The 24566-nt window shown below is 44.2% G+C and carries 21 protein-coding genes; 6 read left to right on the top strand and 15 right to left on the bottom strand.

Going from position 1 to position 24566, the window contains the following annotated elements; all coding sequences use genetic code 11:
* Window positions 1-228 precede the first annotated feature (228 nt).
* Complete coding sequence (locus K9M52_RS01765; protein ID WP_224070353.1) at window positions 229-741, top strand: winged helix-turn-helix transcriptional regulator; 513 nt, start codon at window positions 229-231, stop codon at window positions 739-741.
* A gap of 99 nt (window positions 742-840) precedes the next feature.
* Here the strand turns inward: K9M52_RS01765 and K9M52_RS01760 are convergent, their stop codons facing one another.
* The 3 genes from K9M52_RS01760 to K9M52_RS01750 all read right to left on the bottom strand — a co-directional run bounded on the left by K9M52_RS01760 (window position 841) and on the right by K9M52_RS01750 (window position 6786).
* Complete coding sequence (locus tag K9M52_RS01760) at window positions 841-2010, bottom strand: methionine aminotransferase (RefSeq protein ID WP_224070352.1); 1170 nt, start codon at window positions 2008-2010, stop codon at window positions 841-843.
* 142 nt (window positions 2011-2152) lie between these two features.
* Window positions 2153-3613: a SusD/RagB family nutrient-binding outer membrane lipoprotein gene (locus tag K9M52_RS01755; protein WP_224070351.1), complete on the bottom strand. Its 1461-nt coding sequence runs from the start codon at window positions 3611-3613 to the stop codon at window positions 2153-2155.
* Between the two features lie 11 nt (window positions 3614-3624).
* On the bottom strand, window positions 3625-6786 hold the full coding sequence (locus K9M52_RS01750) for a SusC/RagA family TonB-linked outer membrane protein (RefSeq protein ID WP_224070350.1): 3162 nt from the start codon (window positions 6784-6786) through the stop codon (window positions 3625-3627).
* Window positions 6787-7303: 517 nt separating this feature from the next.
* Between K9M52_RS01750 and K9M52_RS01745 the strand changes: the two genes are divergently transcribed.
* Window positions 7304-8524, top strand: coding sequence for a peroxiredoxin family protein (locus K9M52_RS01745; RefSeq protein WP_224070349.1), 1221 nt, complete (start codon window positions 7304-7306; stop codon window positions 8522-8524).
* Window positions 8525-8744: 220 nt separating this feature from the next.
* Here the strand turns inward: K9M52_RS01745 and K9M52_RS01740 are convergent, their stop codons facing one another.
* Window positions 8745-10385, bottom strand: coding sequence for a S8 family serine peptidase (locus K9M52_RS01740; RefSeq protein ID WP_224070348.1), 1641 nt, complete (start codon window positions 10383-10385; stop codon window positions 8745-8747).
* A 173-nt stretch (window positions 10386-10558) separates the two neighbouring features.
* On the opposite strand from K9M52_RS01740, the gene mnmE reads away from it, so the two are divergent.
* From mnmE to K9M52_RS01720, 4 genes are all read left to right on the top strand, one after another.
* On the top strand, window positions 10559-11935 hold the full coding sequence (gene mnmE, locus K9M52_RS01735) for a tRNA uridine-5-carboxymethylaminomethyl(34) synthesis GTPase MnmE (RefSeq protein ID WP_224070347.1): 1377 nt from the start codon (window positions 10559-10561) through the stop codon (window positions 11933-11935).
* 244 nt (window positions 11936-12179) lie between these two features.
* A complete protein-coding gene (locus K9M52_RS01730; RefSeq protein ID WP_224070346.1) occupies window positions 12180-12800 on the top strand; it encodes a helix-turn-helix domain-containing protein in 621 nt (206 codons plus the stop codon).
* Entirely contained in the window at window positions 12763-13908 is a 1146-nt protein-coding gene (locus K9M52_RS01725; protein WP_224070345.1) for a site-specific integrase, read from the top strand. The genes K9M52_RS01730 and K9M52_RS01725 overlap by 38 nt, the downstream gene beginning before the upstream one ends.
* Before the next feature lie 134 nt (window positions 13909-14042).
* Entirely contained in the window at window positions 14043-15077 is a 1035-nt protein-coding gene (locus K9M52_RS01720) for a serine hydrolase domain-containing protein (protein WP_224070344.1), read from the top strand.
* 315 nt (window positions 15078-15392) lie between these two features.
* On the opposite strand, the gene K9M52_RS01715 is transcribed toward K9M52_RS01720, so the two are convergent.
* From K9M52_RS01715 to traJ, 11 genes are all read right to left on the bottom strand, one after another.
* Window positions 15393-16310 (bottom strand): HEPN domain-containing protein, encoded by a 918-nt coding sequence (locus K9M52_RS01715; protein ID WP_224070343.1) that lies wholly within the window; start codon window positions 16308-16310, stop codon window positions 15393-15395.
* Between the two features lie 5 nt (window positions 16311-16315).
* Window positions 16316-17386 carry a DUF262 domain-containing protein gene (locus tag K9M52_RS01710; RefSeq protein WP_224070342.1) on the bottom strand — a complete coding sequence of 357 codons (1071 nt, stop codon included), beginning with the start codon at window positions 17384-17386 and terminating at the stop codon, window positions 16316-16318.
* A 106-nt stretch (window positions 17387-17492) separates the two neighbouring features.
* The gene (locus K9M52_RS01705; RefSeq protein ID WP_224070341.1) at window positions 17493-17822 is read right to left on the bottom strand and encodes a helix-turn-helix domain-containing protein; all 330 of its coding nucleotides are present in this window, start codon (window positions 17820-17822) and stop codon (window positions 17493-17495) included.
* Window positions 17823-17854: 32 nt separating this feature from the next.
* Complete coding sequence (locus tag K9M52_RS01700; RefSeq protein WP_224070340.1) at window positions 17855-18148, bottom strand: hypothetical protein; 294 nt, start codon at window positions 18146-18148, stop codon at window positions 17855-17857.
* 1 nt (window position 18149) lies between these two features.
* A complete protein-coding gene (locus K9M52_RS01695) occupies window positions 18150-19010 on the bottom strand; it encodes a hypothetical protein (protein ID WP_224070339.1) in 861 nt (286 codons plus the stop codon).
* Window positions 19011-19022: 12 nt separating this feature from the next.
* Window positions 19023-19862: a hypothetical protein gene (locus K9M52_RS01690; protein WP_224070338.1), complete on the bottom strand. Its 840-nt coding sequence runs from the start codon at window positions 19860-19862 to the stop codon at window positions 19023-19025.
* Between the two features lie 61 nt (window positions 19863-19923).
* Entirely contained in the window at window positions 19924-20751 is an 828-nt protein-coding gene (gene traN, locus K9M52_RS01685; protein WP_224070337.1) for a conjugative transposon protein TraN, read from the bottom strand.
* Between the two features lie 175 nt (window positions 20752-20926).
* On the bottom strand, window positions 20927-22252 hold the full coding sequence (gene traM, locus K9M52_RS01680; RefSeq protein WP_224070336.1) for a conjugative transposon protein TraM: 1326 nt from the start codon (window positions 22250-22252) through the stop codon (window positions 20927-20929).
* Window positions 22233-22613 (bottom strand): hypothetical protein, encoded by a 381-nt coding sequence (locus tag K9M52_RS01675; protein ID WP_224070335.1) that lies wholly within the window; start codon window positions 22611-22613, stop codon window positions 22233-22235. The genes traM and K9M52_RS01675 overlap by 20 nt, the downstream gene beginning before the upstream one ends.
* Window positions 22610-23215: a conjugative transposon protein TraK gene (gene traK / locus K9M52_RS01670; protein ID WP_224070334.1), complete on the bottom strand. Its 606-nt coding sequence runs from the start codon at window positions 23213-23215 to the stop codon at window positions 22610-22612. The genes K9M52_RS01675 and traK overlap by 4 nt, the downstream gene beginning before the upstream one ends.
* Window positions 23216-23291: 76 nt before the next feature.
* A complete protein-coding gene (gene traJ, locus K9M52_RS01665; RefSeq protein ID WP_224071880.1) occupies window positions 23292-24512 on the bottom strand; it encodes a conjugative transposon protein TraJ in 1221 nt (406 codons plus the stop codon).
* Between the last annotated feature and the right edge of the window lie 54 nt (window positions 24513-24566).

Here is a 24566-nt window from a genome sequence, read left to right as displayed (position 1 = left end):
TTTTAAAGGGTATAAAAAACAAGCTGTTGGTTGTCAAAGGTTAAAGTTAGGCATTTGCAACGGCAATCCGTTTGGATTGTCAGAAAACGGTCAAGTTTTCCACATGGAATCGTTAAAAGGGTGGGCCAGCCAGTATTAATAGTTTACTTTTGAAACTGGCAGTTAAAACGATAGTAATTGCTCGAGTGAAACTATTTTATTCCACTTTAAAATCAAGTATTGACAATCATGATAGAAAATGCAACACTGACGCCAACAGATCATCATAGAAAAAAGCTGATAGAACCTACGGCAAATAAAGGAACAGCTGACAATAAAGACGAAGAGAAAGAATTACATGCGCTATGCAAACCCCGCTTAAGGGCCATTCATGACACGATGGATCTGCTGAGCGGTAAATGGAAAGTCGCTATTATTGGTTATTTACACACAATGGGTAAATGCCGTTTTATGCAGTTGCAGAGAAATATTGAAGGCATTGGTGCCAAAATGCTGTCCAAAGAATTAAAAGATCTGGAAATCAATGAACTGGTTACCCGTACTGTTTTGCATACCAGACCCGTAACCGTTGAGTACGAACTTACAGATTACGGAAAGACCCTGCAAAATATTATCAATGAATTATGCAGCTGGGGATTCAAGCACCGGGAAAGAATCCTGAAAAAACAAACCGAATGCAGTTGTGGTGAAGACCCTGAGTTTGGCTGTGAAGCGCCTAAAGCGACCAAGATCGCCGGATAAATTCCAGCCCCGGTAAATAAAGTAAATAAAAACGAGTCGGTATTGGAGGGACGCTTCCTGCCGGCTCGTTTTTATTTGATACCGTCTTTCACTAAATTATTAATGGGGAGGGGTCAGGGTTTTGCCCAGTTGGCTCAGTTTCTCAGCCGCCTGTTGAAGGGTTGCTTCTTTTTTGGCAAAACAAAAACGTATGAGTTTATGATCACCGAACTTTTCGCATAAAGAGGAGAGGGGGATCCCTGTGATGCCGGCTGCTTTGGTCAGCCAGACAGCGAAGTCCTTTTCTTTCATCTCACTAAAGCCCTCGTAACTGTATAACTGAAAATAGCTGCCTTCCACCGGAAAGGGTTTAAGGGGGCTACCCTTTAAGGCGTTCATTAAAAGATCTCTCTTCTTTTGCAGGGACCCGGCAAGTCTTAGGTAGGTATCCGGATCATGCATATATTCAGTGAGCGCGATCTGGACCGGAGAAAATGTACTGAAGGCATTGTTCTGATGCACTTTTCTGATTTCTGCCATTAACGGGGCGTCGGCCATAATATACCCCGTCTTCCAGCCGGTGCAATTAAACATCTTTCCAAAAGAGTGTACCGATATAGAACGTTCTCTTAAAAACGGAAAGCCTAATGGAGAATGATGAGGCTGGTCGTCAAAAATAACATGCTCATAAACCTCATCGCAGAGTACGATAATATTCGTGTCTTTTAATAATTCATGGAGCGCTTTTAATTGCGCTGACTTAAGCGTGGCGCCCGTTGGGTTATGTGGTGTATTGAGTATAATCATCCGGGTGGCTTTCGTTATATACCCTTTTAGTAGATCAATGTCCAGCTGGAAGTCGGGGTATTGCATGGGCACCGCAATGGGAATGCCGCCGACGGCGAGTATCGACGGGTGATAGCTGTCATAGGCCGGGTCAAAGTACAACACCTCGTCTTTTTGTCTGACAAAGGTGGAAATTACGGTAAAAAGTGCGTTGGTGGCCCCGGGCGTAATAGTGATTTCCGTCACAGGGTCAAATGACTGCCCTAGTTCGGCCTGGGCCTTTGCTGCTAACAGGTTTCTGAAGGCTTCGTAGCCGCTGGATGGCGCGTACTGATTATAGCCGTTTTCCATTGCTTTTGTGACTGCTTTAATCAGGAGCGGGTCCATGGGGTAATCCGGAAATCCCTGTCCCAGGTTTATGGCATTATTATCTATGGCCAGTTTGGACATTTCTGTAAAAATGCTGGTGGTCGTATGGGGAAATTTTGAATGTATAGTGATCATGATAAGGAAAAATATTTCATGGATGAGAATGATAGCCCCCGGGCAGAGCTGTTTGTCTGTCCTTTTTGCAAATTACAAAAAGGTCGCCATAACAGGTAAATTACAGCGACCTTTTTGTCATGAGGGAATAGCAGGTTAAAAACTAATGTTTATCAAACCAGAGTTTGGTAAACAAGTCATCAGTACCCTGGGCTGCCACTGCCGCCTTATAGGCCTTGCCATTTAATGTCTGCTCTGTTGAGGGATAAATAAAGCGTACCGGAATTTTATCTCCGTATTTGCCTGCAACAGCTGCCTGGAGCGTTGGATAATCCAGTCTGCGCCATTCGGCAAAGGCTTCCAGCCCTTCTCCGAATAGTGCGATCCATTTTTGGTCTCCAATGGATTTCTTGTAATTGGAGGCGTCATATTTAACGGAGGCCTGAGCAAGGTAGGCTCCAATCACTGCTGCGTCAGTGATGCCGTATTGCTTCAGGGAGGCGGTGATGGCTTCATTGTATAGCGTAGCCGGGTTTTCGGAACTGAAGCCCCTTGCTGCGGCTTCTGCTCTTAAGAAGAGTACTTCACTGTATGCCTGGATAACTGCCGGTGCATTATCTGCTGAAAAATATGTGCCGGGTTTAGAGGTGTTGGCCAGTCCCAGGCTGTTGGCGTCTGAGGTCGTTAAGCCGTTGGGAACACCTACATATTTGGTAATCTTATCATTTTCGGGAAGTCTGGCATACACGGGCAGCCTCGGATCCTTGAGTGCATATAACCGGTCTACAACTGTCTTGGAAATTCTGTAATCATTACGTGTAGAAAAATTGCTGGCGACGGGGTTCCAGTTCGGAGATTCATCGTAGACGAACTGCGCTGTCTGAGCGTTGGAACTGATCAATTCTTTACTGTTCAGTACTTTTTGAACTGTAGCTTTTGCCAGCGACGGGTCTGCGTCTGCGATTCTGAGTGCGATGCGCAACTGCAGGCTCCGGGCAAATCTTCTCCAGTTAGCAATATTGCCATCGTAGATCAAATCACCCTCAATAGGTGTGCCATTAGGATCGAGTTGTACTAAAGCTGTATCCAATTCACTAAGTATACCGGTATAAACCTCTTGCTGGCTGTCATAGGCTGCCAGGGAAGACGATTCAATTTTTCCGGATTCTTTGTAGGGGACATTGCCATATGCATCTGTCAGCAGTTGAAAATTCCAGGCTCTGAGTATATGGCCGACACCGATATAGTTATTATTTCCAGCCTCTTCGGCCAGTTTCATCATCACTTTAATGTTGGTCAGTGAAACGGAGTATAACGCTGTCCAAAAAGAAGAGAAACTGCTGGCGTCATAAATATACCGGTCCGCATCCGTATATTGAATCGCCGCCCATTGCTGAATAATCAGCTGGCTGGATCCGAAGTTGGCGGTCGCTCCCCAATAGGCGTCTGCAGCGCTTTTTTCTGCGCCGCCTAAAAGATAGTCGGGTGTCGGATTTTCTACTGCATTGGGGTTTTTATTGATACGAACAAGTTCTTTTTTGCAGGAGCTGATGCCCAGGATCAGCACACCGCTTATAAGTAATGCACCTGAGCGAAATAGAAATTTATTGAGTGAATATTTCATGATTGGAACTTTTAGAATTGAACACTTAAGTTGATGCCATAATTTCTGGAAGTGGGCAGTGTAAGATCTTCCAGACCTTGTCCGTTGCCCGTAGAAAAGGCAGTTTCCGGATCAATATTGGGGGCTTTTTTATAAATAAAGAAAAGATTGCGGCCTACCAGTGCAACGCTGGCACCCTGAACACCTATACGGGACAACCAGGCGCCCGGTAATTGGTAGCTGATACGCAGTTCTCTGAATTTGACATAACTGGCATCATATACATACTGCTCATCCACTGAGGAAATGGTCTTGTAGTATAAGGAAGCCGGTATGATCTGCTCATTGGCCTTTCCGTCACCGGTTACGCCCGGCGCAATTATGCCATCATCGTATATTTTCTCACCATTGGGTGCGCTCCCTGAGGCAGCCACCGGCAATTTGTTTTTATCGTTGTTCGGATAGTAATAATTGAGCCCGCCGAATTCCGCGCCTCTTCCAGGGAGTGTGGAAGCAAGTACCCCCGTGTATTGTCCCGTAGAGTTACTGCCAGAATATATGGAGCCGCCGATACTGGCGTCAATTAAAAAACTTAGCCCCCAGTTTTTATATTTTAAATTATTGTAGAATCCTCCGTTCCAGTCGGGTGTAAAGTGCCCCAGGTCTTGCAGTGTGGGGTCGGTTTGGGGCAGGCCATTGGAGCCAACCAGTATATTACCTTTGTTATCGCGCTGATAGGCCGTTCCAATAAGGGTGCCATAGGTTTTGCCTACAGCTGCGACTACCTGTACCGTTCCATCACTGCCTAATGTATAGTTCTCCAGTTGCCCGGCATCATCCAGGTACTTTACTTCGCTTTTGTTCCGCGCGAAATTTACAGAGAAGTTCCAGCTTAGGTCCTCGTTTTTTATAGGCGTAACACCCAGGGCCACTTCCAGGCCTTTGTTATTGATCTTGCCTGCATTTAATAACTGTTGCGTATAGCCTGAAGTAGGCGTGATATCTACTTTTAGGATCTGGTTAAAGCTGTTGGTATTATATAAACTGATATCCAATGTAGCTCTGCTGTGGAAGAAGCCCAGATCCAGACCCAGTTCAGTTGAAGTGGTGGATTCACTCTGGAACTTTTCATTCATCTGGATGCCTGAAGTTGTCAACAGCGGACTGGAACCAAACAGGGAGAACCCATAGGTGTTGTAGAGTTGATAGGGATCTGTATCAGCGCCCACTTCTGCCCAGCCACCGCGCACCTTGCCATAGCTCAGTACATCACTTTTAATATTGAATAAATCTGTGAATACGACCGTACCGTTTACAGACGGATAGAAATAGGAAAGATTATTTTCAGGCAGGGTAGAAGACCAGTCATTTCTGGCCGTTACATTGATAAAAGCATAGTTCTTATAACCCAACTGGGCGGACCCGTAAAGGCTATAGACTTTTAAATGACTGTAGTAGTTATTGGATATTAACGGATCTCTGGAATTATCCAGGGTATACACGCCGCCAACGGCCAGTCTTGGTGCCTTTTGATCATTCTCTTCATAGGTTTTGTTACGGATATTACCGCCGGCCAGAATATTCAGTGAGAAGTCACTATTGAGTTTTGTATCAAAATTAAGTGTACCTTCTGTATTGTTTTCATTAACGGTGTAACCAATTTCTTCATAAGATCCAAATGGGGTGCCACTGGTGCCATAGGCAATTTTTAGCTTTCTCCGGTCATTGTAATAATCTGTACCGCTGTGAAAATGAGCGGTTAAACCTGGAGCAATATCGTAGGTCAGTCCGACGTCGCCAATCAGACGGTCTCTTCTTTGCTGAACGGTATTTTCATAGGCACCGAAGTAAGGATTCGGATAATAGGCGTTGTTCCAGTTGTCGGGGCTGCCGGTAGAAAAATAGCTGTCTTTCAGTGATTGCATATCCACTTGTCTGCCGAACCAGGTAAACTGTAACATTGTGCTGCTGGCCCTCTTGCCACCAATGCCCGGCAGGTTGGGTGCATCTGAAATCAGGTAGTTGGCCATGGCCGAAAGGCTGAGTTTATCGGTAATCTTGAATCTGCTGTTTAAAGAGATATTTCTTTTATTGAGTTTTGAATTGGGAATAACACCTGTCTGATGCCCGTCATTGAACCCGACTCTATAACTGTATTTGTCGCCCGCATCGGCGATGGAAATACTGTTGGATGTAGAAAACCCAGTTTTAAAGAAGCTTTTGACATTGTCTGGATGTGCAACAAAAGGGACCGCTTCTCCATTTGAGCCGAACTGGGGAATTAACTGGCCTTCCATTCTGGGGCCCCAGCTTTCATCCACGTTATCATTTAGGCCGCCGCCGTTGCCATCGACGTAACTGAACTGTCCGTTACCTCCTTGCCCAAATACATTCTGATATTCAGGAAGCACAAGCAAACTGCTGAAAGTATTGTTAGAATTAAAGCTAATGCCGAGTCCTTTTTTCTTTTTGCCTGATTTGGTTTTAATGATGATGACACCATGTGCTGCACGGCTGCCATAAAGGGCTGCTGCATTGGGCCCTTTTAGAACACTCATTGATTCAATGTCTTCAGAATTCAGATCAGCGATTGCATTGGCATAGTCTCTTGAACCGCCGGCACCCAGTTGGGAGTTGTCAACAGGAACGCCATCTATGACAAATAAGGGCTGATTGTTTCCCGCAATAGATGTTTCTCCACGAATCACAATCCTGGAAGAGCCCATGTCTCCCTGAGAATTAGTGACTCTGACACCCGCTATCTTCCCCGAAAGGTTATTGACTAAGTTCGGGGTCTGCGTTGTATTGAGCTGTTCTGTTTTTAGCTCTTGCACTGAATAACCAAGTGATTTTTTCTCTTTTGAGATACCCAGGGCTGTGACAACGACTTCACTGAGTTCACTGGAAGATTGATGTAAGGCTATGTCAATCGGAGTGCTAGGGTCACCAACAACTATTTGTGCAGGCTCGTAGCCGATGTAGGAAAAGTTTAGTGTATCACCGGCGTTGGCTGTAAGCGTGAAATTGCCCAGGTTGGAGCTTAAAGTTGCTTTGCCGCCCACGATGCGGATGCTTACCCCGGACAGGGGGGTGCCGGTATCTGAGTGGACAGTTCCCTTTACTGCCGGCGTCTGTGCATGCAGTGCTGAGAAGCTTACCCAGAGTAACAACGATAATAGGTAACGATGTTTCATTTTGTTTGAGATTTGGATAATTTGAATTGATGTATTTGATATAAAGAGATGCCTGTAAACGACAGATACGGTTAATGGCCGCTATGTATGATATAGCGGACTCCAATAACAATTCTCAGTGTTGGAATTGTCATTGGCGCGTCATACAACGATCTGTAGTTTACATTGTATTTTAGAAGATTTGTTCCTTGCTCCGAATAGAAATGAGGGAAAGAAACGTAGAAATTCTATCGTAATATCAGGCGCAGCTCAGCTACAATAATAGGATGTAGTGATCTTCATAAATGCCGGTGCGCCTTTTTCTTTGTCGTTTGCCATTTTGTATACTTGTATCGGTTTTAACCGGAGGCAAAGATAGGGTGAGAATTTTAGTCTACAAATATTATAGACTAAAATTTAAAATTTTAATGGATCTACGTTACCTTTGCCTTGTAATAACAAAAACACCTCGTCTGAAAATTTGAACAGGCCTTTGCCTTTCTTATTTGAATGAAGATTGAGAATTAATGATTTATCCATGAAAAAATGTAGTGTCTTATTAATGCTATTGTTGCTCTCCTTTTGGGGAGGGGCCCAGATTAACCAGTCTATGTGGCGGGCTGTAATTCACAGACCGGATGGAGAAGGAATCGTATTTAACCTGCGTAGCGCGGTAGAAGATGGCAAACTCGTTTTCTATGTGGTGAATGGAGATGAGCAGATGCGCGTGCCAGATGTGGTAGCTAAAGGAGATTCGCTCATCGTAGGAATGCCGGTTTTTGAATCAGGCTTCAGATTTAGAATTATCAATAAGGATAGCCTGAGCGGGATATGGCAAAGAGCCTCCACCAGTCAGGAAATCGTTTTGCCACTGACAGCCTCAGCGCAACACGCAGTTCGTTTTGACCCCAGCCTGGGCATCCCAAAACAAAGTGTGGACGGCAAATGGCAGGTAACCTTTAAGAGCCGGTCGGGAGAGACTTCTCCTGCAATTGCTACTTTACACCAGAAGGGAGCCAGGGTTACAGGTTCCGTACTGACGCCTTATGGAGATGACAGATATCTGGAGGGCATTGTCACGGGTGACTCTTTGTATTTTTCAGGATTTGACGGAATTCACAGCCTGTTGTTTAAAGCGAAGGTGAAGGGAGATTCTCTAACCGGTATGCAATATAGTGGTGCTTCCAGCAAACAGTCATTTAGCGCTTATAAAACCGATACGCCCAGCTTACCTAACGAGGCAGCTATGTATCTTAAAAAAGGCGAACCTGGCTATCTGGATTTTACATTTAAGGATTTAGACGGAAAACCAGTATCCATTAAAGACAAGCGGTTTAAGAATAAAGTCGTCATAATTGACCTGATGGGATCCTGGTGCCCCAATTGTATGGATGAAACCGCCTTTCTAAGTAAATACTATAATGCTAATAAAGATAAAGGGATAGAGGTGATCAGCCTGGCTTATGAATTGACGACTGATTTTGACCGTTCCAGAAAGAGTCTGCTGAAGTTTCAGAAAGCTTATGATATACAGTATCCCGTACTGATAACAGGGGTTACGGTAACTGATAAGCAAAGGACCGAAAAAACATTGCCCCAGTTTACGCCGATCAAAATGTTCCCAACAACGATTATATTGGACAAGACCGGTAAGGTGCGTAAGATCGATACCGGCTTCCAGGGGCCTGGTACGGGATCTTATTATACGAATTACGTAAAAGAATTTAATGAACTGATTGACGGCTTACTGGCGGAATAGGTGGCCTGATTGATCGGGTTATGGCAACAGGGGTTGTTATATTTTCTATTCGACCTGTGTTCTTTGCGGCCTCCTAGGACCGGTGCAGCGTAGGACAGATACATACAAGTGAACCACCATATATTTTACTATTAATTCCGCATTACAAAAAGGGCCGGCTACAGTCATCAAGACTATACCGGCCCTTTTTACCATTTACTGTTGTAGTAAAGGTGAAGAATTATTTTGTCGTCCCTTTAAGCGGGAACTGATGGTCTTCCAGCATTTTCAGGGCATTGTACAGGTTGACGATGCCTCCGGAAATGCATAGTTCACTTAGTTTTGTTGCTTCTCCCGTTGCCGGATTCATTACCGGAAAATCAATTTTAGTGACAGAGGCCATGATGAGTTGTTTGACCTGTGGTGCCGTTAATTTAGGGTAGTAGGAGCGAATGACAGCAGCCACACCGGCGACTACAGGGGAGGCCATACTGGTCCCGCTTAGTGAACCGTAATTGTCTTTTCCAGGCAGCGTGGAATAGATCTCCACACCGGGGGCGAAGACGTCCACCGCTGTTTTACTGAAATTGGAGAACTCCGCGACCAGGTCATCTTCCATTGCGCCACTGGCACCCACCGTAATGACGTTGTCGAAGTTTTTACTGTCATTCGGGCCATAATATTGCGTAGGGTAATTGGGCATTCCTGTAATGTCTTTTCCGTCATTGCCGGCTGCGTGTACGAGTAAAACGTCATGCTTCTGCGCATACCGGATGGCACTTTCCACCCAGTTGCGATTTGGAGAGATCGGTTTGCCGAAACTCATATTGATAACTTTCGCGCCATGATCAACGGCATACATAATGGCCAGTGCGACGTCTTTATCATGCTCGTCGCCACCGCCCGGGACGGTTCTGACTTCTAACAAGGCTACATTATCTGCGATACCGTCCATGCCAAGATTGTTATTTCTGACGGCTCCTATGATGCCCGATACATGGGTGCCATGCATCACATCGCCGGCAGAAATGTTGCTGTTTCCATAGTATTTATCATTGAAGTCATTATAGTTGTCTTTAACGACATTCGCGCGATAGGCCGGAGGAGCCGTTTGAGGTAACTGATTAGCTGTTTTCAGGCTATCCATCAATTGGCTCAGCTTGCCGGGCAAAGTGATATTTGTTGTTCCCGGTGCTACTTTTTCAAGCAGGATCGTATAGATCTGCTTTTCTGCACTGGTCTTACGGTCGATTGGGGAATAGGCTTTCACATCTTCCAGATTAAAAGTGTCTTTTAGCAGCACTTTGCTAAAATCGCTGATCTGGGGCAATAGGCTGGAGATTCTTTCAATAGCTGCAGCTTCTTTGGCCGCATCGGTTGCCGACAGTTCAATGTCTTTGGCCTGAAGCCAGATCCGGTAATGCTCCCGGTCTTTAGCCGGAACTTGTGTGGAATCCTTGTATTTTTCGAATTGAGTTTTATAAGCAAAATAGTATCTGGAAGATTCTCTGGTGTCATCGGTAACGTTAGAGGTGTCACTTTTGCCTCCCAGAAAATTCCAGCCATAATAATCATCTACATATCCGTCTTTATCATTGTCTTTATTATCATGAGGGATTTCTTTGGGGTTATGCCAAAGGACATCATTCAAGTCTTCTTGTAAGGTATCAGCGCCAGAGTCGACGACACCGACGATGACCTTTTGTGAAGTCTTTCCTTTGAGTAACTCATCATAGCTTCTTGTTGCTGACACACCATACACACCGCTGTCTTTTATGGGATCCAGCATATGCCAGCTTAAGGGGACTTTGAAGGTCTGTGCTTTAGCTCCAGCCATGCAGATAAGCGCAATTGCGGCCAGACTGGTTAATTTTTTTATCATGTTGTCCTATTTTTCCTAGATTATAAGTATGCAATATACCTATTCACTTGTATCTAAATCCCAAAAAAATATGAATTTTTTAGATTTAGTGTAGTTGACGGTCTGATTGGCTGTAATTACATGGAAAACAAGGTTCTCCGGGGATATATTGTATTTTTGCATAAATTTTATATATGAGTCATTTACCGGAGAGTTTCCTAGATACGATTGTTGCTATTGCTACGCCACAAGGTGCGGGTGCTTTAGGTATTATAAGAATCAGTGGCCCAGAGACTTTCGCTATCGTGAACGCTTTATTTGCCGGTAAGGATTTAAGCCGCCAGAAAACGCATACACTGCACTTTGGAGTCATCAGATATCAGGATGAGGTTATCGACGAGGTGGTAATATCTCTATTCAGGAATCCCAGATCTTATACCGGTGAGGATGTTATTGAGATTTCCTGCCATGGCTCAGCTTATATCCAACAACGGTTATTGCAGGTATTGGTCGCATCAGGGGCCAGAATGGCCAGACCAGGCGAATTTACAGAGCGTGCTTTTTTTAACGGAAAAATGGATTTAACCCAGGCTGAGGCAGTAGCCGATTTGATTGCCTCTAATAGTAAGGCAGCACAACAAACGGCCTTAAAACAGTTAAGAGGCGGGTTTTCCGAAGATTTGCAAAAATTGAGGGAAGAGTTAATTCATTTTGCAGCCTTGATAGAGCTCGAATTGGATTTTTCCGAGGAGGATGTGGAGTTTGCGGATAGGAGCCAATTTATGAATTTGATCAGTCAGATAAAGTCAGCCACTCAAAAGCTGATTGATTCTTTTCAGCTGGGCAATGTAATTAAAAATGGCGTACGGGTGGCTATAATTGGCAGACCCAATGCTGGGAAATCTACATTGTTAAATGCACTTTTAAATGAAGAGCGGGCTATTGTCAGCGATATTGCAGGCACGACCAGAGATACGATTGAAGAAACCCTGAATATTAATGGCATTTTGTTCAGGCTGATTGATACAGCGGGTATCAGGGAACATTCCAGTGACCATATTGAGAACCTGGGTATCGAAAGAAGTAAATCCAATGCGGAAAACGCCCATATAATTTTATATTTGGTGGATAGTACAACTTCTGAGCCTGTTGATGTAGATTGGATGCAGCCTTACCAAACGAAAACGATTAAGGTATTTAATAAAATGGATGCAGTAACTGCTGCTAGTGTAGCGTCCGTTAAAAATCCTGATGGTCAGTCTGTTTGTATTTCTGCTAAAAAGAAAACAGGTATCGAAGATCTAAAACAGTTAATGTATTTGAAAGCTGTTGGCGAAGAACTTCAGACTGAAAACACGATTGTGACTAACGCAAGACATCATGCAATTCTTTTGAAAATTGCCGAAAGCCTTGAAGATATTCAGATGGGAATGGAAAATCAGGTAACCGGAGATTTACTTGCAATTGATATTAGAAGGTGTCTCCATTTCTTGGGAGAGATCACAGGTAAAATTGAAGTTGATCGTGACATTTTAGGAACTATTTTTGGAAAGTTTTGTATTGGCAAATAATGCACACAAAAAATTAAGAAATAACTATTAATATTAATAAGTAAAAGCCTGTAAATTAAGTTTTACAGGCTTTCTTCGTTTTGTGAATTGTATTAATTTTTATTCTTATATGTGACATGTTTGTCCCCTATTTGTCCCCCACATTTTATATTTGTGCCGAATAGAAAAGCAGGGGGGAAATCATGTCACATAAATACCCTTAAATGCACTTATGTATACTTAAATGCCTTTAAATACACTTACGATGAGTACAAATATTCGTATTAAAAGAGTTTGTCAGCATTGCCAGAAAACGTTTTGCGCACAGACGACTGTCACCAGGTTTTGTTCGATACAATGTGCCCGTAAGAATTATAAACTACGTCAGCGTCAGAAAAAAATTGACAAGTCAAATAATGAAACGGTTAAGGTTATGAAGGCGCCGGTGGAACAGTTAAATTTCAGCGACATTTTAACCGTAAAAGACGTGGCGAAAATAATAGGATGTCATATAAGACTGGTTTACCGGATGATCGATAATGGGAAAATAATGGCGATTAATCTTTCTGAACGGAAGATTCGCATTCATCGACGTGAAATGGAAAACATCTTTAAGAGGCCGGAATTAGTGATTATTCCATCCACTGGACCCAAAGAGATAAAGCCGCTCACAAAGGAAGATTGTTATCACATAAAAGAAGTAGAGACAAAATTTAATATTGGTCAGAAAACCCTGTACACGCTGCTAAAAAGGAAGAAGGTGCCTAAGCTGAAGGATGGGAGATTAGTTTATGTTCCAAAGAGGTCAGTGGACAGGATTATAAAAAACTATTTAAAGAACAGACACGATGGGCAAGGTGACACTACGCAAAAAGGAGATCAGTAACGAAAGATATACGCTGTTTCTGGATATATGGCCCCCAGTAATTAATCCAGGAACCGGTAAAATTCAAAGAAAGCATTACCTGAAACTCTTTACCTATAAAAAAGCTAAAAACCGGCTGGAAAGGGAGCATAATACGGAAACTATGAATCTGGCCGAGAATATCCGGGCGAGACGGCAGCTGGATATTCAGAATCTGCGATTCGATTTTCTTTCTGAAGAGAGGTTCAATGCCAATTTTATCGACTTCCTGCAACTGCAGGCGGATAAGCGCAAAGGGGATTACAATTGGAAGATGACAGTACAGTATTTCAAGACTTTTGCAGGAGAAAAGGTGACCTTTAAACAGATGACCGAAGGTCTATGTGAGGCGTTCTCTGAGTATCTTCTGTCCGGTCCCGCTGTGGGCAGGAGTAAAAGGAATATCGGCGTAAATACCGCTGTCAGCTATTTTTCAAGGTTCAGACTGACCTTAAAAGAAGCCTATAAAAAGGGATTATTATTGGTGAACCTGTATGAAAGGGTAGAGCCTATTGCATCTAAGGAAACGCACCGGCCGTTTCTGTTTCTGGAAGAATTGCAGCGGATGGCCCATGCCTATTGTGATTCTTTGGTCGTAAAGAGGGCGGCCTTGTTTTCTGCCCTGACAGGACTCAGGTTTTCTGATATTCAGGATTTGCGATGGTCAGAAATTATCGGCTCCGCCGGCTTCTATCATATTCAATTTATTCAGGAAAAGACCAGCGGGGCCGTTGTTTTGCCCATTTCTGATCAGGCTTATAGTCTTTTGGGAGAAAGGGGGCGGAGTCCGTATGTTTTTGCAAATCTTGAATATAAGGATGTGACCAGGCATCTGCCTGAGTGGTTGAAACAGGCCGGTATTGAAAAACATTTTACCTTTCATGGCTTCAGGCACACCTACGCGACCTTGCAGTTGGCCGCAGGGACGGATATCTATACCGTTTCTAAAATGTTGGGTCATAAAACCGTGAAAACCACGGAGATCTATGTTAAGATAGTCGATAAGCTGAAAATCGCTGCCGCAGCCCGTATCCAGCTGGAGTTAAATAATGTGATCCAGATCGGACTTCCCGAGCCGGCAAAAAGTTAAGATCCAAAATTTTGATGAACGGTATTCGGCTTACGCCAAATTGTAGGTAATTTGTGGTAACTATCTGAGATTTGCCTCTGTTTTTCTGACTGAATGGATTGAGCTTTATGATAACAATTTAAATGAATAATGGTATGTATTGTAGAAGAATTTATGTCGCGATGATGTTTGTTTTTTTTGCCGCCTCTTTTACTTTTGGCCAATCCAAGGCTGATCTGATTAATGAGTATTTGTCTGAAGGGCATAAGGCGGGTCTTTTCAATGGCAATGTTCTGGTCGCTGAAAAAGGGAAGATTGTAACTGAGGCGGCTGTAGGGTATGCCGATGCGCTCCAGAAGGACACTTTGACCATGGCGTATCGGTTTCATAACGGATCCATCTCCAAAGAATTTGATGCGGTAGGTATCATGATGCTTGCGGAACAGGGTAAACTGCAACTCAGTGACAAAGTGTCCAGGTTTTTTCCTGATTTGCCGGCCTGGGCAAAAAAAATAAGTATCTGGAATTTACTGCAATATACCAGCGGCCTGCCGGAAGTTCAATACGGGTCGGTACACGGGGATGCTGATAACTGGAAAGATCTGAAAAAAGTAAAGGCGCTGGATTTTGAACCGGGCACCAGATACGCTTATAATAACAACAATACTTTTTTGCGCAGGATGATCATTGCAAAAGTTGCGGGAAAGTCCTTTAATGATTTTGTTCAGCAGGATATTCTTAAACAAGCCGGCATTAAAAACGGTATCGTTGATCCGACTCAAACCGATGCGCTGATAGCAAGATCCTTTGATAATAATTTTAAGCAAGACGGTCTCGAAGTGCCTATCTCAGGCTGGACCTGTCTTGATGCGACGGATTTCTACAAATGGGCGGAATGCATTAACCATTTCAGACTTATCAGCCCGGCGTCTACAAAAACGATCCTGACACCCTTTAAGGAAGGCAACCAGTGTGGTTTAGGGAGTGGTGTTATAGATGGAGATACCGTCAAAAAGCATGTTCATGACGGCGTGGCGGTGCATTATCAGGCGCTGGAATATGTGGATAATAAAAATGGGATAGACAGAGTCATCATTATTCTATCCAATCAAAGACAGGGAAATGTCTATAAGATCGCTGAGGCGATCTGTAATATTTTGGATGGCATGCCGTTTCAAAAACTAGAGTAGTTAATGTTATTTTTCAGGCCTTACTCGATTGTACCTTGGTTTCCAGCTAGCAATAGACTGCCCACAATATGATGTAGCTCTTCCAAAGTAAAAGTCATGAGAAAAAATCGCGTTACCCTTATTTTTGAATCACGGATTGCATCTTCGGATTACCACTGATGGCGATTACTGGTAGGCGGGTAGTTAAGTTGGAAATGATTTGTTGGAACTGTTCGATTTACACTAAATATCTAAATAAATAAATAGATCTTTCCTATAGTTTATTTGGCTATATACACTATATAACCTTCCAGATACTTTAATTGAAGCATTAATCTATTTCCAATCAATTATTCTTTTGTTTTCATCTAAAATCATTAAAAATAATTTGTTCTTCAATCTATAGTTTTTTGTGTAAAACTGAAGAGCTTTTTCTAGAGAAGTCCAAGTCTTAAATGTTTTTTTTGTTAGGTTTGTTTTGCATAGATATTGTGTACTTTCTTTTTGAAGAAACCTTATATTGATTTCTTTTTCAAAATTTAAGGTGTCCATTTTTTTGTATGGGAATTTCTTTGCTTGGCGACACTTTGCATTTAATACGATGTCTATGGATGATGAAATTCCAATAATCTCGTATTTTAAATTTTGCAACCAATTTAGATTGTATCCGAAGGAAGCAGAATGTGCAGAGCTATGCCTTCTTTCACTTGCAAGTGAAAAAGCAGAGTTTAGATTTGGAATGCCTGCACCTATACTGTTGCCAATTTTTTGCAGTGTTGACCATCCTCCAGACACACCAAATGCTTTTAATAGATCCTTTATTTCTTCAGCTGAAATATTTGAATTGGCATTCACAAAAGAGTATTTTGAAATTTGAAATGGGTGGCTTAATGTCGATGCAATTTTAAGAGTTTCGGTTTGTATGATTGATTTATAATCTTCACCTTCTTTTTTTAAGATCTTTTGCTGAAACTGAAGGGATGACAACGCTTTAGTTATCGACGAATCTTGAAGAGTGTCGGGTAAATTGGTAAATGGGATACTCGTATTACAGAGTTCATCAAGTGCTTCATATGTTCGATTTCTGATAAAATCTTCTAAAATATTAAATGCTACGATGCTTAGTCCTTTCCTTAGAAGGTTCGCAATTTTATTGTGTTCAGTGTCTTGGATTGAATTATCAATTAGTTCTGGAAGGTAGGATGCTTTGTCGATATACTTCAATCTTTCCAACAATTCATCTTTTGCAGTCATTAAAATTAAATTTGCTTTAAAACATTTATAAATGTGCTAATTCTCTTTTGGACATTTTTCGCATTTGACGTAAACTGTGACACTGATTCTTCGAAATCTTTGTCATTTTTTAAAAGATTTTTTAATCCAGATTTAACTTTTGCACTGCTTTTCATGGCTTTTTTGTACTGGGCTTCGTTTAAAAATGTGCAGCAAACCATTTGTATGTCGAAAAAACCTTGCATGATTCGTCTATTTGAATCAGGCTTCATAAATCCTTCATTTCCCCATATCGTTTCGCAGAATTTCAACGCATTCTTAAAAATTCTCTTTTGAGCTGCCACGGTCGATGGATCATTTTTATAATTTTTTGCCATGAACTCATCCATTGCTTTATCCATATTTCCATGAAAGCTTTTCCAATACTCCCTTATTGTAAAGAATCTGAGGACATATTGTACGTCAATCATTTCTTTGTAATTTTTGCTTTCACGCGTTGACTTTAATTGTTGTTTTAGATATGTTTCTTCGGACAATTCAAACAGTAGATCATTGAAATTTCCTCTATAGGCGACATTTCTAATTTCTTGAGAATTTAAAGGTACGCCCGCTTTATTTAACCGTAAAAATACTTCATGTTTTAAATCGGGGTCTGATTGCCGTAAAAGTGTAACAACGCGTAAATAGGGTCTAATCTTTAAAGCATTACTCAATTTTAACGGAAGGTCTGAGAAATATAAACCGTCCAGTTCTTGAAATTTATTTAAATTCTTCAATTTCAGGTTCCCGGAAAGAAATTTATGTATCGCAGTAATTCGCTGTTTCCCATCTATTACAGAATAGATTCCATATTCATCTTCTGCCAAATAAATAGGAGGTACTGGAATATTGAGTAAAAATGACTCAATTAATTCTGATTCTTTATCATCATTCCATCGTTCCCTTCTTTGATATTTTGGACTTATGTCTATTGATTCATTTGCTACCATATCAGAAACGGATTGAAGTGAAAGGTCAGATTGTTGTAATACCAAAGAATTTTGAGCTGTCTCGAACTTTTGTTCAATCTTTATTTTCTGGCTATTATCAATTACCATATGTATGTGTTTGTGAGATAAAGGTAATGCTATAAGTAGTAATATAGCAATTTTTTTGTTCAAACTAGATTTTACTTCAATATTTTTGTATAGTTGTTATTGTAGCTCACCTTCTCTTTTTAAAATACCCTTCCGCCTCCTCTTTCAGCTCCTTGAAAGTTTTCTTTTTACCGGACTGGATCCATTCCAGGAGCTCCCGCCTGGAAAAATACAGCCGCTTGCCCTGTTTGAAAAAGGGGATCTCTCTATGGCAGACCTTGGCGTATATCGTAGGAACTGCCAGACCCAATAGAGCGGCCGCCTCCGCTATGGTCAGCAGATCAGGGACTTTCTCTTGTTGGGGTTTAAGTTTTCCCAACAGCACCTCTATATGATCCACCTTCTCGTGCAACAGGCCGATCGCACGAGGTAACTCTTCGAACTTGTATTCATACATCCCTTGCCCCCTTTAAATGATAAATGTGGTATTTAAAATGCTTCCGTTATACATATACGACTTCCCTTCCTGCTGCCGCTTTGAGACTCGTACCGGATATATCCGTAATGATGCAGCTCCGAGATATACTTATGATAAGCGCTCTTGCTGGCAATTTTCGAGGCCTCCCGCAATACCTGCCCCTTAACGGTAATGACATCTCCTTTTTGCTGTTCTCTCATGAACCGTAGAATGGCCATCATAAGACTGATATGCAGAGGACCGACCCTAAAATCGTTTTGCATTTTATCTATAAGTGCGAATAGGTTGACGTTTTCTGATTCCATATCACCCGATCTTTTGTGTTCTCTTTAATGTATGGGATGTGATTTTCTTTAAAAGTTCTCTTGTGGAAGGTATTTGCTCCAGCCTTTTGATAAGAGAGGGATGTATTATCCCCAGCTCTTTTTGTTCATTTAAGGAAACCGGCCTAAGTTCATGGGTATATAGGTTAAGGCAATACATATTTGTGTCGGGAGAGATATATAGGCGTTCTGTTTCTGATTTATTATTGAGAAAGGTAGTCATTGCAAGATCCCCTCTTTCCAGACTTTTGATGAGTGCATGATGCTGGTTTTCTGATATGGTATATTCTCTTAAGACTTCTTTTAAGTCAAAACTTGCAACGGGCTCTATTATAAGCTTGTGGTTACGTGAAATTGGAGAGAGCTCCTTGAAATTGAGCCGGATCCAACTGTCGATCTGCATGTTATTTTTATCGAGCATAAGTTTACGCACGGGCCGGCCCGAAAGAAGATTATAACCTTCCTGCACGGTAACTTTAAATGAATGTTTTATTGTCGATCCGTCCCTTTGCGCTACTTCCCTTAGTTTTTGAAAATAAAAGCGCTGACCGATTTTTTCCACGGTGTCGGCCTTTTGTAAATGAAGCTCAAGATGGCTGATGTCGTACCGCTTTAACAGCTCGTCTCTTTTAAACCGGATCGTTCCTTCCAATTGATCCCTGCCAAATTTTCTTTGAAAATTATAGTCTACTGTATCGTTGCCGGTAGAAAACAGCTTTTGTACATGCTCTCCAAACCCTTCTTCAATACCGATGCGCCGAAACTCGTTTTTATGATAATCATCCACATTCACTTCACTGGTCATACTTCTCTTTTTAAGATGATAGAAGATTTTTGAACGCACATATCCTGAATGTTACTCCATTTTGGGCCGGGTTTTCTGATCTGGTTTCTGCGCTGTTTGAGGTGCCTGCTTTTGTTCTTGACGCGTTTTTTCAATTTGTCCAAGCTTCTGCCCAAGCTCCCTTGAGATCAGTCCACGCTCTATTAAGGCTTTCACCGGAATCAGCCTTTTCTCCTGATCGTAGACATGCAGCGATCCGGTCCTAATGCCGGGGGAGATGTAGAGTTGCTCTTCCACCCCGTTTTTGTGCACAAAGGTCGCCAGCTGCAGGTTGCCCCGGTTCAGGGACTCCATCATATAACCCAGGTATTTCGGTAAGTTGAGTTCCTTGATGGAATACTCTTTCAGGACATTTTCCAGTTTATAGCCGTAGTTTTTGGTAAAATAATTGAGCTCATGGTTGCCGTTCGCCAGTTTCTTTTGCCGGTTCATCTTTACCCAGGCCTCAAAGGAAACGCCGTCACGACTGACCAGGCGTTTATAGACGGGGCGACCGGAGAGTAGGTTATAGGCCTCTTTTAGGGTATAGCGGTTCTGACGGTACGTCAGCTTGCCGTCATCGTTATAGATCTTCCGGTGTTCTCCTAGGTAGAATCGCTGCGAAATGTTTTCATTCTGACCTGGGCGTTGTAAGCTAAGGTCAAAACGTTTGAGCTCATAGGAATTCAGCGCCGGTAATTTCTTAAGATAAATCAGTGCTTCAACCTTATCACCGTCGATCTCTTTTTCCAGCCTGACATGAAGTTCTTCCTTCCCCTGCCGCATCTGTTCTCTTAGCGCGTCGTTATAGGCTTCCGGCATGCCGATACGCTGAAATTGCCTTTCGTGATACTGCTCTACTTCATTTTCCATTTTTACTGTTTTTAATTACTTATAAATAGTTGTAAATGCTTATCCGCTGGTCGTATGTTTTCTACTCAAGCGTCCTCGCCCTGAGCAGCTTTCTGGACGGAAGGGTTAAAATCAGATGTCTGCCGCCCGTTTTGTCGTTTATACGTACTTTTAATCGCTTAGCCCCGGATAGCGTAAATGGCTTAAATGCCAGGATCAGATCCGTATAACGGCCTCCTTCTACCGACTCGACCACTTCCGAATACACCGGTGAAAGTCGTATTTCTTGCCTGGCGGTTCTTTTCGCCTGTTTCTTATCCACCGCTGAAAACGTCGTGTTGTCCAGGTCAAAAGCCACCTCGGAATAATTCGTGAGCCGCAGCCTGAACCACATCAGGTCATCTTTCAGGTAAATGCCGGCGAGCCGGAGCCGCATGCCTTGACTGACGATGCTCTTATGTAAAAAATTGCCGGCCTGGAGTATCCCCGCCGCGTCCCTTTCAAGCGCCTGCTCGTTATGGCCGTCCGTGAGAGCCAGCCCGTCCGCGTACGCTTCCCCTTGCCCTCTGAAAGAGAGGTTCAGAACCTTCGGGTCTGCCGCGTAGGCCACCAGAAAAGAATAGAATTTACCGTCCGAAGTAATCACCGTCAGATTGGTCTCGGAAAACGCCGTATCCCCGGCCTTCAATTGCAGGATATTGGAGAATCCCTTAACCACTTGCGCGATCACGCCCTCACTTCCCCTGTCCACGCTTCGTATGGCATAAGGGAAGATAATGTTACTGGTCTTATTGACCGCGACCGCCACCCGGCATCTCGGCGACACTGCCGTAGGCGCTATTACCCGCTGAGCGAATAAACCGCCACTTACGAATATGCTGATCACCGTCATCAAAATCCATTTTCTCATCGCTCTATATTTTTCGTTTAAGTGAAATTTTACAAACCCAGGTGTCTGGGAAGACATTCAATGTGTCCAATAAGACGGAAAAGTTGTCCGGTAAGACATCCCGCTTATCCGATAGGACAGGACAATACAATACATGTGTCCAAAACGACAGGGTAGTTATCCAATAAGACACGCTCTATTCGTTCTCCTTGATATTCAGGTCTTTCAGCCATAGCCGGTAGCCGCTTCGAACCCGTACTTTCACCAGTTGTACCTTCTTTCCGATCAGCCGTCCAGCCGCCTGTATGCCCGCGCTCGCCGCCTGAGCACCCAGCGTGGCCCCGTAAGCCCCGAAATTCAGCGTCTCCACCGCCTGACCAGCTGAGCGCTTGGCGATATCTCTGGAAATCGCACCTGGAATAAACAGCCCTTGTTGTCCGTCCAGATCATAGGCTGAGAGCGCCACCGGTAAGATCCGCCCCTGATATCCAATGGAATGGACAAGAATCTCCAGTCTTTCGCCTTTCAGCGCCGCAACTCCATAGAGCGGTTGATTTTTAGCTACTGGGACGCCATGGATATGGACATCGGACAGGAGCTGAAGCTTCACTGTAGCCCCGTTGACAAGTACCTGCTCCTCGGGGATTTCGGCCGGAATCGTGTTGATCCTAATAGACGTGCTGTCCGTCGGGTCGCTGCCATTCAGCCCGTAAAATCCGCCGCTTCTTTTTTGCTCCGGATGACCGTTCAATAAGGACACCGTAACGGTACGTTCTTTTTTGCGGACAGGGTACACGAGTTTTTTGTTTTGCTCCGACCTTTGCCGTATTTCTTTCTTCACCCTTTCCGGGTGTTGGATGTCCAGTACTTTAGTGAGCATCCCGTCCAGTTTTTCCAGTTCGGGATCGACACTTGCCGTTTCAAGAGCCTCTGCGCCAGCCATTTCTTCCGGCAAACTGCCGCCCGCCGCCCATCGCGCCGTCTCCCGGATTCTTCGGAGCGCCGCAGCCTTTTCCGCTGGCGGCGGATCTGGAAGTTCATTGGCGTACGAAGAGTTTTCAGGATTGACGTCATCCATAGCCGTTGGAGGTGCCTGTAAGCGTTTATGAATGGCTGCGATCTTCTCTTCGATTGCCTTTTCCTTTGGATCCAGTGGCATGGCCATCCCCGAAATATCCTGTGTTTCACCCACCTCAGAAGCCTCAGCTGCTCTGATAAGTGACCGCATCCGCTCCGAATCCTTATCCGCCTTCTCGTAATACTGCATCTTATTCCAGTTGCTGTCACTGGCCTGCCTCGCCACAGGTAGCTGAAAATTAAATCCGCTTTTTCTATTAGCAGCGCCCTTCACGCTCTGCGCGTCCACGCTGCCTACAATACCGGTTGACCAGAATAGTAGCGTCATAAAAGGAATGACGACCAACGGAAGCACGATTAAAAATTTCCTTTGCCGCTCTTTTTTTATCGACTTCAGATCTTTTATATCACCTGATTTGTTTGAACTATTTGATTTGTCTATCATGACTCCCGTTTTTAATTGTTTCTAAATGCTTATAATGATTCCTACGCCACTGCTCAAAACCTGCCAGACTATCCATGAACCGCCGCTCACTAATGAGCTTTGGGATTGATATGCCTCCCGGCTGAAAATTCCCGCCTTGAAACGGCCTGTTCATGCTGTTGAGCCCAACTTTCAAGGCCGCCGCGCCAAAGAGCCCTGAGAACAGCAGTAGGAGCCAAATCCATCTGCGCTGGCTGAAGCCTGCCGTTTTCCGGTTGAGATATTCTGCCATCTGGTGCTGTCTGCGGCGGGTGGCTGAATCAAGCCTCTGAAAAATCTGACTGATTATTTTCTGGCGCCTCCTTTTTTTGTTTCTTATCATCTGGCGACCGTTTTTAAATCTTTGTTTTCTAAAATGCTCCATTTTTCGATCAATAGCCCGTGCGGATTATTGTCACTGCGGGGTACTTCTCTGAGATACCCTTCCGTTACAAGACTTCTGTAAGTAGTACTCACTGGCCGCACGATCTTCTCGCTCCCATATAGCCGGAAGTAATAGGGATAGGCGTTTAAATTCAGCTGCACGCTGTCGATCATCACTTCCTGGCTGACATTTCCGGAAATCAGCTGCGCGTAATAATTGTTCTCCTGAAGGCTACTATAGATGTTTCTGGCGGAGCCGTCCGCCATGTATAACGCCTTTTGAATGCCCATCCTGATCTGATCGTCATCCGGGGCGAGGGTAAAGAAGTATTCGTGGAACCTTTTGATATGATCTCTGGCTTCTACGCCGAGATTGTCTTTTCTGACCGATCCGAAGGCTTCGATCGCCTTGCCGCTGGCCAGTACATAGATTTTACTTTGTGAGGAAGCCGACAGCTGATAACTTTTAAAAAAGACAACGCCGTCCAGCAACAAACTGCCGATAACGATGATGATTGTAAACAGCCGAACATACCTGAATGCGCTATCAATATTTTTCATTTTCTGGAACATAGACTGGGTCAATGTTTTAATGACTTATAAATGCTTATAAACATTTCCATATACTTACACTCACTTATGGATTACCGTTTAGCTTGTTTTTCATATAATGAGTAGCCCGGCCGTAAGCCCGGCCCGCTTTTGCCGCCACACCGCCGCCGGAAGATCCCTGGTGATAACCCGAGTCAAAATGCCCGGTAGCGCCGGCGATGTTTCTGGCGGCTGTACCCGCGACGGATATGCCCGCCGCTCCTCCGGTCATGGCGCCCGCTACGGCGCCACCCGCGATACCGCCTGCCAGCGCGGTGGCCTTGCTGCCGATGGCGTCTCCGCCGCCCACATGCATGATATGACCTGCGATGGAAGGCACCGTGAAATAGCCGATGATGCCGATGATCATAAAGATCAGATAGCCCATATCCGTCGAGCTGAAAAAGGTGTCGCCTGATGACTGCACCTGCGCAAGGTCGATCCTGAGCATGTTTTCCTGGATCTTGCCGATCACGGCCCCGAAAATATTGGCTACCGGCAGCCATAAAAACACGTTGATATACCGGGCCAGCCAGTGACGGATCGTATGCTGGAAGCCGTCAAAAACGCCGAGCCCGAATACCAAGGGGCCCAGGATGGCCAGAATGATCAGATTAAAGGTCCGTATGGTATTGATGCATAAGGAGGCTGCGGCGAACAGCACCTGCAGGACTTCGCTCATCCATTCCTTGACGGAGTTCCTGAAATTATAAGAAGCCTTCGCCATCGCGAAGCGGATATCGTTGCCGATCCCTTCAAACATGCCCTCGCTGGCGGGTTCTTCGCCCGGATGCGTATACTGATACCAACGGTCCCTATCGCCATCACCCGCCTGGCCGACGTACATCTGCCAGGCATCGGTTTGTTTCACTGCTTCTTCTTTTTGTTTTAAAAGCGCCGCTACCGCGGCGTCACTGCCCGTTACCATACCTGCCGTTCCGGTGACCGTGGGTTTCAGTACGCCGTTGATCATGGCGATCACCGCCGGGAATACCAGGATCGCGAAGCCGATCACGAAAGGGCGCAAAAGGGGATAGAAGTCCACCGACTCCGCGCTGGCAATATGGCGCCAGACCCGCTGCGCGATATACCAGAGCGCCGCGAAAGCGGCGATGGCCCGGCCAACCCCGATCAGCTGACTGCACATCGGCATCATCTTGTTATAGAGCTGGTCCAGGACGGCGTGCAGCCCCTGGATATCCCCAGCCAGGGAACTGCTTCCGTCCTGCGCCAGCAGTAAATTGGGGACAGCGATCCCCAGAACCATTATGGCAATGGCCCGAATACGGCTTATATTCATAGAAGTATTTTTAAGTGCTTA

It is taken from the genome of Arachidicoccus terrestris (genome assembly GCF_020042345.1).
Taxonomy (GTDB): Bacteria; Bacteroidota; Bacteroidia; order Chitinophagales; family Chitinophagaceae; genus Arachidicoccus; species Arachidicoccus terrestris.
This window is presented reverse-complemented; position numbering and strand designations above follow the sequence as displayed.

What these genes read in the sequence shown, in the direction of transcription:
- K9M52_RS01755 (WP_224070351.1), bottom strand. Translation starts at nt 3,613, where the DNA reads ATGAAATATTCACTCAATAAATTTCTATTTCGCTCAGGTGCATTACTT.
- K9M52_RS01690 (WP_224070338.1), bottom strand. Translation starts at nt 19,862, where the DNA reads ATGGAAAATGAAGTAGAGCAGTATCACGAAAGGCAATTTCAGCGTATC.
- K9M52_RS01710 (WP_224070342.1), bottom strand. Translation starts at nt 17,386, where the DNA reads ATGGTAATTGATAATAGCCAGAAAATAAAGATTGAACAAAAGTTCGAG.
- K9M52_RS01715 (WP_224070343.1), bottom strand. Translation starts at nt 16,310, where the DNA reads ATGACTGCAAAAGATGAATTGTTGGAAAGATTGAAGTATATCGACAAA.
- K9M52_RS01760 (WP_224070352.1), bottom strand. Translation starts at nt 2,010, where the DNA reads ATGATCACTATACATTCAAAATTTCCCCATACGACCACCAGCATTTTT.
- traN (WP_224070337.1), bottom strand. Translation starts at nt 20,751, where the DNA reads ATGAGAAAATGGATTTTGATGACGGTGATCAGCATATTCGTAAGTGGC.
- K9M52_RS01725 (WP_224070345.1), top strand. Translation starts at nt 12,763, where the DNA reads ATGGGCAAGGTGACACTACGCAAAAAGGAGATCAGTAACGAAAGATAT.
- K9M52_RS01750 (WP_224070350.1), bottom strand. Translation starts at nt 6,786, where the DNA reads ATGAAACATCGTTACCTATTATCGTTGTTACTCTGGGTAAGCTTCTCA.
- traK (WP_224070334.1), bottom strand. Translation starts at nt 23,215, where the DNA reads ATGAAAAATATTGATAGCGCATTCAGGTATGTTCGGCTGTTTACAATC.
- mnmE (WP_224070347.1), top strand. Translation starts at nt 10,559, where the DNA reads ATGAGTCATTTACCGGAGAGTTTCCTAGATACGATTGTTGCTATTGCT.
- K9M52_RS01745 (WP_224070349.1), top strand. Translation starts at nt 7,304, where the DNA reads ATGAAAAAATGTAGTGTCTTATTAATGCTATTGTTGCTCTCCTTTTGG.
- traM (WP_224070336.1), bottom strand. Translation starts at nt 22,252, where the DNA reads ATGATAGACAAATCAAATAGTTCAAACAAATCAGGTGATATAAAAGAT.
- K9M52_RS01675 (WP_224070335.1), bottom strand. Translation starts at nt 22,613, where the DNA reads ATGATAAGAAACAAAAAAAGGAGGCGCCAGAAAATAATCAGTCAGATT.
- traJ (WP_224071880.1), bottom strand. Translation starts at nt 24,512, where the DNA reads ATGGTTCTGGGGATCGCTGTCCCCAATTTACTGCTGGCGCAGGACGGA.
- K9M52_RS01720 (WP_224070344.1), top strand. Translation starts at nt 14,043, where the DNA reads ATGTATTGTAGAAGAATTTATGTCGCGATGATGTTTGTTTTTTTTGCC.
- K9M52_RS01765 (WP_224070353.1), top strand. Translation starts at nt 229, where the DNA reads ATGATAGAAAATGCAACACTGACGCCAACAGATCATCATAGAAAAAAG.
- K9M52_RS01700 (WP_224070340.1), bottom strand. Translation starts at nt 18,148, where the DNA reads ATGGAATCAGAAAACGTCAACCTATTCGCACTTATAGATAAAATGCAA.
- K9M52_RS01730 (WP_224070346.1), top strand. Translation starts at nt 12,180, where the DNA reads ATGAGTACAAATATTCGTATTAAAAGAGTTTGTCAGCATTGCCAGAAA.
- K9M52_RS01740 (WP_224070348.1), bottom strand. Translation starts at nt 10,385, where the DNA reads ATGATAAAAAAATTAACCAGTCTGGCCGCAATTGCGCTTATCTGCATG.
- K9M52_RS01705 (WP_224070341.1), bottom strand. Translation starts at nt 17,822, where the DNA reads ATGTATGAATACAAGTTCGAAGAGTTACCTCGTGCGATCGGCCTGTTG.